Below are 13,160 nucleotides of genomic sequence, written 5' to 3'. Positions count from 1 at the left end.
GAGAAATGAGTACGACCATGACCGCCGCACCACACTCCGGCACCGCGCCGCTCACCCTCTCGGTCCTCGACAACGCCCTCACCGGGGTCGGCCGGACGGCTCAGCAGACCTACGCTGAGATCATCGAGCTGGCGAAGACGTCGGAACGGTGCGGGTATCAGCGGTTCTGGATGTCGGAGCACCACGCCATGCCCGGCGCGACCGCCTCCTCGCCGCAGATGATGCTGTCCAGACTGACCGGCGAAACCGAACGTATCCGCCTGGGCGCAGGCGGGGTCATGCTGCCCAACCACTCCCCACTGGTGATCGCCGAACAGTTCGGGATGCTGGATACCCTCGCGCCGGGACGAGTCGATCTGGGGCTCGGGCGCGCACCTGGTACCGATCCGGCGACGGCGGAGGCGCTGCGGCGGACCACGGACGGCGAGGACTTCCCCTCCCGGGTGGCGGACGTGATCGGCTTCCTGGGTGACGACTTCCCCCGCGGTCATCGTTATGCCAACGTGCACGCCGTACCCGGCCCGTGGCAGGCGGATCAGAACAGGGTTCCTCGACCGGCCACAGCGCCCCAGGTGTGGATCCTCGGCTCCTCCCCGTACTCCGCCCAGCTGGCGGGCCGACTGGGCCGCCCGTACGCGTTCGCGCTGCAGTTCGGGGACGCAGACGTCGACGGCGCCATGTCGTTGTACAGGAGTACCTTCCGACCGTCCGACGTCCTGGACGAGCCGTACAGCCTCGTCAGCGTCGGAGTCGTCGCCCACGACGATGCGCAGGAGGCGAGCCGCCAGACCACGTCGGCGGCCATGGCCATGCTCCGCATGCTGCAACGGAAGCCGTTCGCACTGATCCCACCGGCCGAAGCCGAGGCCTATGCTGCCACCGCCCGGGAGCAGAACGTTCTCGACCACTACCGGCAGCAGTACGTGCACGGCACCGTCGACACCGTCGTCGACACCCTCGAACAGCTACAGAGTCGAACCGGTGTCGACGAAGTCATGCTCGCCGTTCAGGGACACTCGCGCAGCGCCATGTCCCGCACCGTCGAACTGATCGCCGACCACTACGACATGGCCGAGTCGACCCTCACCGCGGCTGCTCGGTGATCTGACTCCGCGGCCCGACCTCGACCCCGTCAGGCGCCGGCGGCGGTGAGGTGGTCTCGGCAGTCGATGTACTCGAGATAGGCACTGCCGGTGATGGGTTCGCCGTGGAATGTTCCGTGATAGCGGTAATTGCCGACGTAGCCTGCCCCGAGGCCGTAGGTGAGGTCGGTGACGGTGGCGGTGTCGATGGAGATGATTCGTTCGCCGGTGGCGGGATCGGTCAGACTCCACGTCATCGTCGCGGGCAGACGCATGAGTCGTCCCGTGGGGGTGCGCCGCGCCTCGGGTTCGTATGCGGTGACATCGAAGTCGACGCCGACTGTGTGGGCCGAGCCGTGTTCGTCGACGGACCGGATGTACACCGCTTCCTGAACAACGACATCGGCCGGACCGAGCGCCTTCACCAACAGCACCTGGGTCGTGTCGTCGATGTTGAGGACGTGGTACGTGAAGAACAGTGCCGGCAGCCGCCACCTGGTGGACGAGGTGAGGCTGTGCACTCCCACACCGGCGGCATGCTCTACGGTGCACAGTCCCGCGATCTCCGTGCGCCCGCTCGCGTCGTCGATGTGCCCGGTGCATCTGGCCAGGATGCTCCAGTGCGCGTACAGCCCCGGCACATTCGCGAAGTGGGACACCACGTCGGTGGCCGTGATCGACAACGTGACGGAGGCGTCCGGATGGGTGCGCTGCACCGAGTAGTTCGGGTACGACCCACTCATGGTGAGGTCGGATCCGAACCGGAGGTGACTGCCGTCGTCGCGGAAATCGCAGTCCTCGGCCATGGACTGGACGAAGAACTGCCGGGAGGTCATCGCCGCCGTGGCCGAGACGGTGTACACGGTGTCGCGCGGTGTGGTCGCTATGGCCTGGTCGTTGGCGAACAGTGCCACTCCCGGTGTGCCGACGATCGACATCACACCGAACGAGCGATGCGGATCGGGGAGATCGGGAACCATCACCCCGTAGTGCACCCAACTCCGCCCGCGGCCCGAGGGAGGACCCACCGGGGTCTCGGCGTCGAACGGGCGGGTGTTCAGCGAGCGGGTCCGGTTCACCAGCGGCACAACTCTGTCCACCGCAGCCCGCACATGATCCATCGACATGATCGCCACAGCGATACCCTTTCTTCGACCGCGCTCCGCCTCGGTCGAGACGGGCGCTCATCTTCGCACGACACCTGGTACCCGGAGTAACATTAACCCTGTCCGGCGATCCGGTCGTCGGTCGCCATGTCCCCGGTCGGGCGACGGGGGAGAGCAGGGACGGTCGCGACCCTCGGCACGGTACCTGCGAGGTGGCGGCGGTCACACAGCATCGGATCGACTGCGCAGCCCACACCGCTCCGGGTGAAAAGTTGTCCTTCCGTTGACACTTCCCTGACAGTGCGCTGGCAATCGCATCGCGATGCTTGATCTGTCACCGAAAGTGGTTCGGTGACACCAGATCGAGAGGCAAGACCATGCGCACCAAGACCGTCGTCCGCGCCACCTCCGTCGCTGCCGTCGCCGCAGCCGCCGTCGCACTGTCGGCATGCAGCACCGGACAGGCATCCACCCCCGTCGCAGCCGACGCCGACACCGCCGCAGGCACCAACGCCTCCGTCGACGCGGGCGACGAACTCACCCTCGATCGCATCGAGGAACAGTTCGACACCTGGCTCGACACCGTGGCGCAGGGTGACCCGCAGGCGATCAACGCTCTCTACCGAGAGGACGCGGTGCTGCTTCCGACACTGTGGGCCGGTGTGTACAACAGCTCCGACGAGCGACTGGCCTATTTCACCGACTTCGTCACCAAGAAGCCGACCGGCGAGATCGACGAGTCCGTGCCGCAGCTGCTCAGTCCCACGTCGGGGTCGCTGTCCGGTCTCTACACGTTCACGATGGGTGAGTCCGGGGACAAGGTGCCGGCGCGCTTCACCTTCGTCTTCGAGCTCGAGGACGACGGGGATGTCGTGATCGTGGACCACCACTCCTCGAAGCTGCCTGCCTGAACCACCTGACACGGCGCACACCGCCGGGATGGGACCATGACCCGTGCGTGTACTCCTGGTCGAAGACGACCCGTCGATCTCCGACCCTCTGACCGCGGGTCTGCGGCGATACGGCTACGAGGTGCAGCAAGTGACGACGGGGGCGGACGCACTCGCGGCTCCGCTGCCCGACGTGGTTCTGCTCGACCTCGGGCTACCCGACATGGACGGCTTGGACGTGTGTCGTGAAATGCGGCGGAACTCGGCGGTACCCATCGTGGTCATCACCGCACGAGACGACGAGATCGACACCGTGGCCGGTCTCGAGGTGGGTGCGGACGACTACGTCAGCAAGCCGTTCGGGGTGCGCGAGATCATCGCCCGCATCCGAGCGGTGATGCGGCGCACCGGGTCCGACTCCGCGACGTCGGTGGCGGCGCCCCTGTCGCTCGGGCCGATCCTGCTCGACCGCGCTGCCCGCCGAGTGAGTGTGGACGGCGTCGAGGTTCTGCTGGCGCCGAAGGAGTTCGACCTCCTCGCTCACCTCGCCGAGTCGCCGGGCGCGGTGTTCACCCGCGAACAGCTGATGGAGGCGGTGTGGGACGAGCACTGGTTCGGCCCCACGAGAACGCTGGACGTCCACGTCGCTGCGCTCCGGCAGAAGTTCGGCGACGCGCTCGCTCTGACGACCGTGCGCGGCGTCGGTTTCCGCCTGGAGGTCTGATGGTCCGCCGTCTCGTCGCGTCGTATCTCGCACTGGTGGCACTCGCGTTGGCGCTGTTCACCGTTCCCGAGGGCATCGGACTGGTGAACGCCCTGCGCGGCAACCAGGCGGAGGTGGGACTGCGTGAAGCGCGCACCGTCGCGGTCCTGCTCGCGACCGCCGACGCCGCCGGCCCGGACTCGGCGGCGGGAGCGGACCTGGCGCTGCTCACGCTGCGCAGCAACCTCGAGGAGCAGACGGGTGGCCGCGTGGAGTTGCTCTCCGCGGACGGGCAACCTGCACTGGGACGTCCGGTGTCGAACCCTCTCGGAGTCGACATCGGCGCGGCGCTGCAGGGGCAGGAAACCGTGACGCGTACGGACGATTCCGTGCTCGGCGAGTCGGGGCTGCAGGTCACCGTGCCGTCGAAGAACCCGGACGGTACGACGGTCGGAGCGGTGCGTCTGACGTATCCGTCCGCTCCCGTCACCGCGCAGATCAAGGAGCTGTTCGGGTTCCAGCTGATCGTGGCTTCGGCGACGCTGGGCATCGCGGCGGCCGCGGCGTGGTGGCTCGCCAGGTCGATGACGCGTCCGTTGCGGCTTCTCGACGGTATGGCTCGGTCCCTGTCACGCGGGGACTTCGCCGCCCGCACGGATCCGTTGGACGCCGGGCCGGAAGAGACACGTCGGGTCGCCGAATCCATGAACGATGCCGCTCGGCGCATCAGCGACCTGATCGACGCGAAGAGGCAGTTCGTGGCCGACGCGTCGCACCAACTCCGCACACCGTTGACCGCTCTGCGATTGAGTCTCGACAACCTCCAGGACGAGGTGAGCGACCCCGACGCACGGGCGGCCGTGGACCGGTCGATCGCGGACACCGTGAGGATGACGCGACTGGTGCATGACCTGTTGACCCTTGCGCGCGCCCAGAAGCCGATCGACCGTCCGACAACGGTCGACGTTCAGGCCGTCGTCGACGAGCGCCTCGCCACCTGGTCCGCTGCGGCGAGTGCGCATGGCGTGGAACTGGTCTCGTGCGTTCCCGCCGGTACTCGGGCGGTCCTCGGCGACGGTCACCTCGAACAATTCCTGGACAATGTTCTGGCCAACGCGGTCGACGTCGCCCCACCGGGCACCGACATCGTCGTCGACGCCGCGGTCGGGGGTGAGTCCTTGCGCCTGACGATCACCGATAGAGGGCCGGGACTCTCGGCGGAGGACCGGCGCCGTGCGCTCGACCGTTTCTGGACCCGACGCCCGGGTGGATCCGGCCTCGGATTGTCCATCGTCGATCAGCTCGCCCGCGAGAACAAGGGGAGTCTTTCGCTCGAACCGAACCCGGACGGGGGACTGATCGTGGTGATCACGCTACCGACATCGACCCCGCTCCGCACTCGTCCGCGACCGTCCGGTTCGAGCGGCAGCACGTCGTGACCCGGGCCGACGCTGCCACCGTGGGAGGTAGCGGGCGCTCGGTATCGCCGAGTCGGCCGGGTTCGCTGATGTCGAATGGTGCGTCGACGGTCACATCACCTGCCTCCTCGAAGGTGACGGAATCGAGGTTGCGTCGAAACTCCATCGCGCTTCTCACACGCGTGCACTACGCGAGCGGACTCCGGTGACGAAGTCGACGGTGATGAAAGCGAGAAGGGACAGACCCAGGAGCGGCACGAACCACCCGACTGCCACAGTGGCGACGACGAGTCCGACCGCGGCGGCGGGCGGGATGCGCCAGAGGGATCCTCGCTGCGGCGGCCGGCCCACCGGGGATGCGCCACTACGAACGGGTCTGCGTTGGAACCACATTCGATACCCGGCGATGATCATGGTCACCAGGACGGCGGCCACTGCCAGTAGGGCGAGTTGGCTGACGAGCCCGAACAGAACGCCCATGTGCAGGCTGATGCCCCAGGTGGTGAGCTGAGCGGCAAGGGGCCAGTCGGAGAAGCGTTGCACGTCGACGACCCTCTCGGACGCTCCGTCGACGGCGATCGAGTCTGTAAAGAACACCCATGGATCGCGCAGTTGCGCCACCGTGAAGGCGGTGTCGCTCGAGGTGGGGATCGATGCTTCGACGGCGCCGGTGACGTCGTTCGCACGAGCGACGGCGAGGACACCGTCGATCTGCCGGACATCCACCGGCTCGGCTGTCGTCGCGGCATCGGACGTGCCGTGTCCGGTGTGGCCTGCGTGCTGGTCGTCCGAGTGACCGGCGTGACCGGCGTGACCGGTGAGATCGGTGTCCACGGCGGGGGTGGTCCAGCTCAACGCGGATCGTAGGTCGCCGATGTTGGACCCGGCGTGGTTCGACCACGTCAGTCCGGTCGCGGACAGGAATACCAGCCCGACGACGATCCACGCTCCGCTCGCCCCGTGCAGGCCGAGCGTGCGCCGTCGACCGCGGGCGGTGCGGTCGACGGTGAACAGGCGTGCATTGTCGGAGTCCCGACTGCGCTGGCGTCGGTAGCGCTCCACCCAGAGGAATACCCCGCCCAGCGCGACGACGCCGAGCCAGGACGCGGCGAGTTCGCTGTAGAGGCGGCCGGTGTCGCCGAGGTGCAGGGTGCGGTGCAGCTCGCTGAGCCAGGTGCGCAGCGGAAGCGAGCCGGACGAGCCGTAGACCGTCGACTGCCCGACGGGGGCGGCGGTGGCGGGGTCGATGAACACGGCGGCGCGCTCGGACTCGCCGAGGCTCGGATCGGTGAACATGACGCGGGTGGTGTCGCCCGGCTCGGTTGCCGGTCGGACGGCGGCGACGGTGAGATCGGATCGCTCCTGCTGTGCGGAGACGATCTGGTCGGACACCGGTAGTGCGGGTCCGGTTCTGTCGGTGTGAAGCAGGTCGCGGTACACGACGCTCTCGAGTGTGGGTGCGATCGCGTAGAGGCCGCCGGTCACCGCGGCGACGAGGATGAACGGTGCGATGAAGATGCCGGCGTAGAAGTGCAGGCGCAGGATCAGTGGTCGCCACAGCGAGGTGGGCGGCGCTGGGGAAGCCGCGGTGGGCTCGGTCTTCTCGGGTGTGGACATGGTTGTGCTCGATTCCGGTGGTGGCGCGCGCGAGAGCGCCGAGTCTCGACACACGAGATCGGCGGTCGGCGCGGCAGGATCACCCGACGGCGTGCTGCGTCGGGCGCTGTCGAGGAAGGGTTACCGGAGTCGGGCGGGTGGGCCGCGGGTGCCGCGCCCGGAGAGGTCGAGTAGACGCGCGGGTGCGTCGACCCGGTTGACGGGGCGGGCTGGGCGGACCGTGTCGGTGTCGACGGCCGCCACGGCGAGGACGATCGGGAGGATGCGGCGCATCGCTCGTGCGGCGGCGATGATGCCGCGTTCGGCGCCGTGGACGGCGACGGCGCCGATACCGACGGCGACGAGGTGGGCTGCGGCCATGGGGAGATCGAGAAGAGCACCGTGGTGATGGCCGTCCACGACGGTCAGGGTGAGGTGTCCGAGCGTCTGCGCGGCGGCGAGGGCCACGACGAGACGGTTCCTGCCCGCCGGTGTCGACGAGACCATCCACCCGACGCCGACGCAGACCGCGAGCAGGGCGACGGCGGCGGACTGCGACGGCAGTGCCGCCCCACCGAGATCGTGAGCGGCGGCGGTGACGAGCACGGACAGCGCACCGACGACGCCACCGCGCAGAGGCGCACTAGTCGCCGGGGTGCTCACCGCCGACACCCTACCCGGCTGCTACGCAACGTAGTAGTTCTCGCGGTCGGATCGGCACTCCTGTTCTGCGTCTTCGGACCGCGGTGCTGCCGGCCGGACGCCAATTTCCACGCGCTCGCACTGCTCGCGGTGCAACCCCTGTCGCACCGCTGATCCGCACCGTCGTCTCGGTACAGGCGACGAGTCACGGCCGATAGTGTGACCACATGGTCGACCGAGTTCCCCTGAGCCCCACGACGGCACTGCTGGCAGTGGCCAAGGCGTGGGAATCCACGCTGAACGAGGCGCTCAAGGCCATGGGGTTGACTGCTCGCAAGTACGGGATGCTCGCTCACATCGGATCCGCGCCCGGCATCTCGTTCAGTGAACTCGCCCGTCGATCGTCCATCACGGTGCAAAGTGTGCACGTCACGGTCGCCGGTTTCATCTCGTCCGGATTGGTCGATGATCACACGGCGCATTCGGGATCTGCAGCGCACCTCAGTATTTCGAGCGACGGCGAGAAGCTGCTGGCTCGTGCCGCCGACGTGATGAGAACGGTGGACGAGAAATTCTCCGCGGCTGCGCCCGATCTGGCCGATGCGCTGCGCGTGCATGCGGAGCGATGGGCCGCCCGCGATTGGTAGACCTTCAGCTATATTGAAGGTGTGGAAGACCTCATGCTGTCCGCTCACGTCGTGGTGGGCATTCTGTTCGTGGGACCCGTGGCGGTGGTAACGAGCCTGTTCCCCCGGTACGCCCCGGTGTCGATCCCGTCCGTCCGCGAGTCCGGCGAGCGCAGTACCGACGTTGCTCGTGTGCTGCATCGCGTGACTCGCGTGTACGGCACGCTCGCGCTGGCCGTGCCCGTCACGGGTCTGACGCTGGCGCTCGTCCAGGGAAGAACGACCGATACGTGGGTGATTGCGGCGATGGCTCTCACTGCAGTAGCCGGTGGCTTGCTGGCCTTCCGGATCGCTCCGCTGCAGCGAGAGGCGCTGACCTCACCGGACACGGGTGCGCGTCTGCGCCGAATCGGGATGTCGACCGGTGCCTTCAACCTGGTGTGGGTCGTCGTCGTGGTGTTGATGGTCGTACGGCCCGGTGAGACCGCGTAACTCCCGGGCTGCTGCGTGCGTTGTCGATACTCTCGGTGATCGAAACAGTCACCGTCGTAGTACTTCTCGTCAATGTGGTGACGTTCGACGGCAGAGGGTTCTCGCTGCGTACACGAGTGCAGGCTCTGATTCCCGTCCTCAGCGGACCTTTGACGTACCGCAATGTTGCACGTGAGCGTCGGCGCCACAACGCTGCGCCGCGCGACACGTGAGCGTTGCGGTAGAGCCGCGATTCACCCGCGAGAGTTGTCTCCAGCGACCAGTCCTGCTCGTAGGTGGTCGTGGAGATAGTGGCCGGTGATGCTCGAGGGGTCGGCGGCGACGTCGTCGGGTGTGCCGGTGGCGACGATGTGCCCGCCGGCCTTCTCGTCGCGTGTCATCGCTCCCCCTTCGTCGAGTGGTGCGGTGCCGTGCAGATGCCCGTGAGGCCGACACCGAAATGTCTGTATGTCGAGGTTTCGAACAGTGTCCCGCGGCTTCGCCGAAAAGTCGGTACTTCACCTGAAGAATTACGCTGAGCTTGTCTGCTGGCACGTATTCCGCGAAGTTCGCGTGGCCGTGAGAACCTCGGTGGATACCCTGAACGCGCCGGGGGGCACGGGGCACCTCGACGACATTCTCGGGGGCCGCACATGACCGTTCGCACTACACTTTTCGCCATCGCCACCGCGGCACTCACGGCATGGGCACCGTCGCGGTCGCGACGGCGGCCGCTGCTGCACCCGACCTGACCGACGTGCTGTTCGTGGCCAACAACTGGGACGGGACCGCGGACTACCTCACCCCCGACGGCAACCTGACCAGACTGGGTCGGTTGAACGTCGTGCCGGACAAAGAACAGCGCCTCGCGGAGATCTACCGGAATCCAGTGCGTGCCGCGTTCTACTTCGGAATCCGGCAGCTGGTGGGCGAGGGGCACGACCAGTACGCCGACGACATGTACACATCGAAGGACGGCAGGAAGCTGATCGTCTCGCGGCCCAGCTTCGCCGACGTCGTCTCCCTCGACATCGCAACCGGTGCGATCGATTGGCGGTTCGCCGTCGACGGCCAGCGCGCCGATCACATGGCCATCTCGGATGACGGCACCCAGGTCGCTGTCTCGGCGTCGACGGCCAACACGGTGCACATCCTGGATACGGCGAACGGCCGCGAGATCGGCAGATTCCCCACCGGCACTTCCCCGCACGAGAACGTGTACACGAAAGACGGCCGATACATCATCAACGCGAGCATCGGCCGCGTCGAGTCACCCCTCGACGCGCCCGCTCTCGGCGTGACCAAGTTCCCGCGCTGGATCGCCTTCTACGACAGGACCACCGGGGCCGTCACACGCCAGATCGATATCGGGCGCAAGCTGGCCGAGGCCGGGCACCCCGACATGAGTTCGTCCGTCCGCCCGATGACGCTCTCGCCGGACGAGTGTTTCCTCTACCTGCAGGTCTCTTTCTTCCACGGCATCGTGGAGTACGACCTGCAGCAGGACCGGGTGACCCGGGTGGCGGATCTCCCCATCACCCCTGCGGCGGCGGCACTTCCGCGCGAGTCGTACCTGCTCGACTCGGCCCATCACGGCATCGCGATGAACACCGCGGGCACCAAGATGTGCGTCGCGGGAACGATGTCGGACTACGCCACCGTGGTCTCGCGGGACACCCTGACGGCGGGGCCGCTGGTGACGTCCGGTGAGAAGCCCTACTGGTCCACGCGCAGTGCCGACGGTCAGTACTGCTTCGTGTCGTGGGCGGGAAGTGACAAGGTCTCGTCCATCTCGTTCGATACCGGTCTGGAAGTGGGCAGCGCGGTGGTCGGCGACCATCCGCAGCGGATGCGTACCGGCGTCGTCAGCAGCTCGATCATCGGCTGATCCTTCGCCGGACGCGCACACAGTGCGTCAGACGTCCAGGTCCGTCAGCCATTGCTGCACGGTGCGCGGGGTGATACCGAGCAGGTGCTGCGCGGACCTGTCCGGGGTGATGACCTCACCGGGCAGCGTGTATCGGTGGTGGTAGGACTCCACGACGGGCCCGGCGGCTCCTGCCCCGAACAGGGGAGTGATGAGGTCGCCGTAGTGGTCGGGGGTGATGGCGCGGAAGGTCACGGGCCGGTCGAGGTACGCGGCGAATCCTGCGGCGACGTCGGCACCGACGAGGCCGGGCAGTGCACCGACCGACACGACGCCGGTGACGGTGTGGTCGGTGAGCAGACGAACGGCGACGTCGGCGATGTCGAGGTGTGAGCTCCAGGACACGGCGTAGTCGTCCCGGATCGGGTACATGAGGACGCCGTCGTCGCGTACCGGACCGAGGGAAATGGGGAGCAGGAAGTTCTCGAGGAACACGCGGGGCTCGATCACGGCATGGGACACGCCGCTGTCGGCCAGCTCGCGGGCGAGGACCTCGGGAGCCGACGTCGGCGCGGTGGAGTCGTCGATGGTGGATCCACTGGTGGAGAACACGACTCGGGCAGGGCGCGCGCGCCGGACGGCTTCGGCGACGGCGCGGGCCGCGGCCATCTGGACGTCGAGGGGACCGATGGGGATATGGACGAAGACGCCGTCCGCGCCGGTGTAGGCGTCGACGAGCGTGTCGACGGAGGTGTAGTCGACGGCCACCGCCGGGCCCTCGACGGATGAGGTGTCGCGGACAGCGGCGGTGCCGGAGTGGCCGGCCGCGGTGAGTGCGGTGAGGACGGGAGAACCCTGAGCGCCCGTGGCGCCGTGAACGATGTAGGTCATGAACCCATTAGTGCATGCGATGCAGTGGTTACATCAAGTGCACTGGCTGTAACGTGGGGATACATGAGACCGATCGCGTTCGAGGACTGCTCCGTCGAGACCTGCGGAGTGACGCGGTTCCTGAGTCTGCTGGACGGCCCGTGGGCCACGTTGATCGTGCGCGAACTGTTGGGTGGTCCCCACCGGTTCGGCGAACTGCTCACTGCACTCGACGGAATCAGTGCCCACACGCTGACCAATCGTCTGCGCAAGTTCGAGACCCACGGGTTGCTCGTACGGACGGTGTACCCGGAGATTCCGCCGCGGGTGGTCTACGAGCTCACGCCGCTGGGGCAGGGGCTCCGGCCGGTGTTGGACGCCATGAACGAGTGGGCCATGACCGTGCCGATCGCCGGTGTTGGCGAACGCGCCTAACCCGTGTCGGAACCGACTTCGCCGACCCCGGCGATCAACTGTTCACGCGCACGCGCGACCCGTGAGCGGACTGTGCCGATGGGGCACCCGCACACATCAGCCGCCTCCTGGTAGGACAGCCCGAGCACCTGCGTCAGGATCAGTGCCTCGCGTCGGTCCGCGGGCAGATCGGCCAGCATCATGCGAACTTCCACCAGGTCCTCCGCGACGTTCGATCCCGTGGAGGCACTCTGCGCGGAATCCGCCACGGCCACCCAGTCGTCGCTTCCGACGAGCCGCGGGCGAGCCATCGCCGACCTGACCTGATCGACCACCACGCGTCTGGCGATGGACAGGAGCCAGGTGCGCGCGGAGGACTGCGCCGCGAACCGCGGGAGGGATGTCATCGCGCGGAGGTACGTCTCCTGCGTGAGATCGTTCGCGGCGGACGGGGAGCTCAGATGGGCGACGAATCGCCACACGTCACGCTGTGTCTCTCGAACGAAGGACTCGAGTGCGCGGTGATCACCTCGGCCGGCGGCGAGCGCCAACTCGGTGGTGTGCGCGTCGTGCTCGGCTCGGGAACTCACACCTTCAGTATAGTTGATGACCTTCAGCGTTATTGAAAAGGCCCGTCGGGAACTTTTCCGCCGTCCCGGGCGACCATTGACTCGTGGACTGCACACTCGCGCGAGAAGCGTTGTCGGCGCGCATCGACGGCGAACGGGAGCCCGTTCCGTCCGCCCGGACCGACGAGCACCTGGAGTCCTGCGCCCGGTGCCAGAACTGGTACGCCTCCGCGACCGAGCTGACGCGCAGTCTCCGTGTCGGGTCCGCCCCACGCACCCCGGATCTGACACCGCAGATACTCGACGCCGTCGGCGTCCGTGCGCCGCGCGGTCGTCCCCGTCGCGTGGCGCGGTGGGTGTGCCGAGACCATCCGTGGAGAGCCGCCCTCGTTCTCGTGGCCATGGCGCAGATCTCGCTCGGCGTCGTACAACTCCTCGGAGTGGGACACACCCCTGCGGCCGACCCCATGGCGATGGGTCACGAGTCGATGGCCGGACACCTGTTCAACGAGAGCACCGCGTGGAACATCGCTGTCGGGATCGGATTCCTCGTCGCCGCGTGGCGACCGGCAGCGTCGGCAGGCTTGATGCCGGTCCTGGTCGCCTTCACCGGGCTGCTGGCGGTCTTCGTGATCACCGACTCGATATCCGGCCAAGTGACCGTCCAACGCGTCGCGTCCCACGCCATCATCGCCGTCGGTGTCGCGGTCGCCGCGATGGTCCGGCGCAGCGCGAACGGGTCGACATCACCATCACCGCAACGCTTGTCGCACAGCGACGACGAGGGCGTCATCGTTCCGGACGGCGCGCGCCAGGGGCGCCGACGCGGCCACCTGCGAGACGCCGACGACTCCGCCGCGTGACATCCCCACTCCACCGAAACCGCAGTGTCGAACGAAAGAGCTG

Annotated in this window: 16 protein-coding genes; 10 read left to right on the top strand and 6 right to left on the bottom strand. The window is 67.5% G+C overall.

Annotated elements, in window-relative coordinates:
• Positions 1 to 17 precede the first annotated feature (17 nt).
• Positions 18 to 1,103: an LLM class flavin-dependent oxidoreductase gene (locus RU01_RS21525; RefSeq protein WP_042576692.1), complete on the top strand. Its 1,086-nt coding sequence runs from the start codon at positions 18 to 20 to the stop codon at positions 1,101 to 1,103.
• Positions 1,104 to 1,132: 29 nt separating this feature from the next.
• On the opposite strand, the gene RU01_RS21520 is transcribed toward RU01_RS21525, so the two are convergent.
• The gene (locus tag RU01_RS21520; RefSeq protein ID WP_042576691.1) at positions 1,133 to 2,209 is read right to left on the bottom strand and encodes a DUF6670 family protein; all 1,077 of its coding nucleotides are present in this window, start codon (positions 2,207 to 2,209) and stop codon (positions 1,133 to 1,135) included.
• A 356-nt stretch (positions 2,210 to 2,565) separates the two neighbouring features.
• On the opposite strand from RU01_RS21520, the gene RU01_RS21515 reads away from it, so the two are divergent.
• From RU01_RS21515 to RU01_RS21505, 3 genes are read left to right on the top strand one after another with little or no spacing between them, the layout of a single operon-like run.
• Positions 2,566 to 3,099 (top strand): DUF4440 domain-containing protein, encoded by a 534-nt coding sequence (locus RU01_RS21515; RefSeq protein ID WP_082043307.1) that lies wholly within the window; start codon positions 2,566 to 2,568, stop codon positions 3,097 to 3,099.
• Between the two features lie 43 nt (positions 3,100 to 3,142).
• Positions 3,143 to 3,802 carry a response regulator transcription factor gene (locus tag RU01_RS21510; protein ID WP_042576616.1) on the top strand — a complete coding sequence of 220 codons (660 nt, stop codon included), beginning with the start codon at positions 3,143 to 3,145 and terminating at the stop codon, positions 3,800 to 3,802.
• The gene (locus RU01_RS21505) at positions 3,802 to 5,220 is read left to right on the top strand and encodes a sensor histidine kinase (protein ID WP_042576615.1); all 1,419 of its coding nucleotides are present in this window, start codon (positions 3,802 to 3,804) and stop codon (positions 5,218 to 5,220) included. Before RU01_RS21510 ends, RU01_RS21505 begins: the two co-directional genes overlap by 1 nt.
• Positions 5,221 to 5,373: 153 nt before the next feature.
• On the opposite strand, the gene RU01_RS21500 is transcribed toward RU01_RS21505, so the two are convergent.
• Positions 5,374 to 6,816 (bottom strand): PepSY-associated TM helix domain-containing protein, encoded by a 1,443-nt coding sequence (locus tag RU01_RS21500; RefSeq protein ID WP_042576614.1) that lies wholly within the window; start codon positions 6,814 to 6,816, stop codon positions 5,374 to 5,376.
• Positions 6,817 to 6,936: 120 nt separating this feature from the next.
• Positions 6,937 to 7,458: a hypothetical protein gene (locus tag RU01_RS21495; RefSeq protein WP_042576689.1), complete on the bottom strand. Its 522-nt coding sequence runs from the start codon at positions 7,456 to 7,458 to the stop codon at positions 6,937 to 6,939.
• A 206-nt stretch (positions 7,459 to 7,664) separates the two neighbouring features.
• Here RU01_RS21495 and RU01_RS21490 point away from each other — a divergent pair, with 206 nt between their 5' ends.
• Genes RU01_RS21490 through RU01_RS23005 form a run of 3 tightly spaced genes read left to right on the top strand, consistent with a single transcriptional unit; the run spans position 7,665 to position 8,767 of the window.
• A complete protein-coding gene (locus tag RU01_RS21490) occupies positions 7,665 to 8,084 on the top strand; it encodes a MarR family winged helix-turn-helix transcriptional regulator (protein WP_042576613.1) in 420 nt (139 codons plus the stop codon).
• Between the two features lie 21 nt (positions 8,085 to 8,105).
• The gene (locus RU01_RS21485) at positions 8,106 to 8,555 is read left to right on the top strand and encodes a hypothetical protein (RefSeq protein WP_042576612.1); all 450 of its coding nucleotides are present in this window, start codon (positions 8,106 to 8,108) and stop codon (positions 8,553 to 8,555) included.
• 35 nt (positions 8,556 to 8,590) lie between these two features.
• Positions 8,591 to 8,767 (top strand): hypothetical protein, encoded by a 177-nt coding sequence (locus tag RU01_RS23005; protein WP_231568803.1) that lies wholly within the window; start codon positions 8,591 to 8,593, stop codon positions 8,765 to 8,767.
• A gap of 21 nt (positions 8,768 to 8,788) precedes the next feature.
• Here the strand turns inward: RU01_RS23005 and RU01_RS23000 are convergent, their stop codons facing one another.
• Positions 8,789 to 8,935 carry a hypothetical protein gene (locus tag RU01_RS23000; protein ID WP_155957001.1) on the bottom strand — a complete coding sequence of 49 codons (147 nt, stop codon included), beginning with the start codon at positions 8,933 to 8,935 and terminating at the stop codon, positions 8,789 to 8,791.
• A gap of 302 nt (positions 8,936 to 9,237) precedes the next feature.
• Here RU01_RS23000 and RU01_RS21475 point away from each other — a divergent pair, with 302 nt between their 5' ends.
• Positions 9,238 to 10,422, top strand: a complete 1,185-nt coding sequence (locus RU01_RS21475) for a serine/threonine protein kinase (RefSeq protein ID WP_042576610.1) — start codon at positions 9,238 to 9,240, stop codon at positions 10,420 to 10,422.
• A 27-nt stretch (positions 10,423 to 10,449) separates the two neighbouring features.
• On the opposite strand, the gene RU01_RS21470 is transcribed toward RU01_RS21475, so the two are convergent.
• Positions 10,450 to 11,292, bottom strand: a complete 843-nt coding sequence (locus RU01_RS21470) for an SDR family oxidoreductase (protein WP_042576609.1) — start codon at positions 11,290 to 11,292, stop codon at positions 10,450 to 10,452.
• Positions 11,293 to 11,355: 63 nt separating this feature from the next.
• On the opposite strand from RU01_RS21470, the gene RU01_RS21465 reads away from it, so the two are divergent.
• Positions 11,356 to 11,706, top strand: coding sequence for a winged helix-turn-helix transcriptional regulator (locus RU01_RS21465; protein WP_042576608.1), 351 nt, complete (start codon positions 11,356 to 11,358; stop codon positions 11,704 to 11,706).
• Here the strand turns inward: RU01_RS21465 and RU01_RS21460 are convergent.
• On the bottom strand, positions 11,703 to 12,275 hold the full coding sequence (locus tag RU01_RS21460; RefSeq protein ID WP_042576607.1) for a sigma-70 family RNA polymerase sigma factor: 573 nt from the start codon (positions 12,273 to 12,275) through the stop codon (positions 11,703 to 11,705). The genes RU01_RS21465 and RU01_RS21460 overlap by 4 nt on opposite strands.
• Positions 12,276 to 12,358: 83 nt before the next feature.
• Here RU01_RS21460 and RU01_RS21455 point away from each other — a divergent pair, with 83 nt between their 5' ends.
• Complete coding sequence (locus RU01_RS21455; protein WP_042576606.1) at positions 12,359 to 13,117, top strand: zf-HC2 domain-containing protein; 759 nt, start codon at positions 12,359 to 12,361, stop codon at positions 13,115 to 13,117.
• The last annotated feature ends 43 nt before the right edge of the window (positions 13,118 to 13,160 follow it).

Source organism: Rhodococcus sp. MEB064, assembly GCF_000834565.1.
Lineage (GTDB): Bacteria > Actinomycetota > Actinomycetes > Mycobacteriales > Mycobacteriaceae > Rhodococcoides.
Note: the sequence above shows the minus strand (reverse complement) of the source record. Positions and strands in the feature narration are given on the sequence as shown.

Bases quoted from the DNA above. Each gene is read 5' to 3' on its own strand.
- RU01_RS21515 (WP_082043307.1), top strand. From the start codon at position 2,566: ATGCGCACCAAGACCGTCGTCCGCGCCACCTCCGTCGCTGCCGTCGCC.
- RU01_RS21525 (WP_042576692.1), top strand. From the start codon at position 18: ATGACCGCCGCACCACACTCCGGCACCGCGCCGCTCACCCTCTCGGTC.
- RU01_RS21465 (WP_042576608.1), top strand. From the start codon at position 11,356: ATGAGACCGATCGCGTTCGAGGACTGCTCCGTCGAGACCTGCGGAGTG.
- RU01_RS21500 (WP_042576614.1), bottom strand. From the start codon at position 6,816: ATGTCCACACCCGAGAAGACCGAGCCCACCGCGGCTTCCCCAGCGCCG.
- RU01_RS21470 (WP_042576609.1), bottom strand. From the start codon at position 11,292: ATGACCTACATCGTTCACGGCGCCACGGGCGCTCAGGGTTCTCCCGTC.
- RU01_RS21505 (WP_042576615.1), top strand. From the start codon at position 3,802: ATGGTCCGCCGTCTCGTCGCGTCGTATCTCGCACTGGTGGCACTCGCG.
- RU01_RS21490 (WP_042576613.1), top strand. From the start codon at position 7,665: ATGGTCGACCGAGTTCCCCTGAGCCCCACGACGGCACTGCTGGCAGTG.
- RU01_RS21520 (WP_042576691.1), bottom strand. From the start codon at position 2,209: ATGTCGATGGATCATGTGCGGGCTGCGGTGGACAGAGTTGTGCCGCTG.
- RU01_RS21475 (WP_042576610.1), top strand. From the start codon at position 9,238: ATGGGCACCGTCGCGGTCGCGACGGCGGCCGCTGCTGCACCCGACCTG.
- RU01_RS23000 (WP_155957001.1), bottom strand. From the start codon at position 8,935: ATGACACGCGACGAGAAGGCCGGCGGGCACATCGTCGCCACCGGCACA.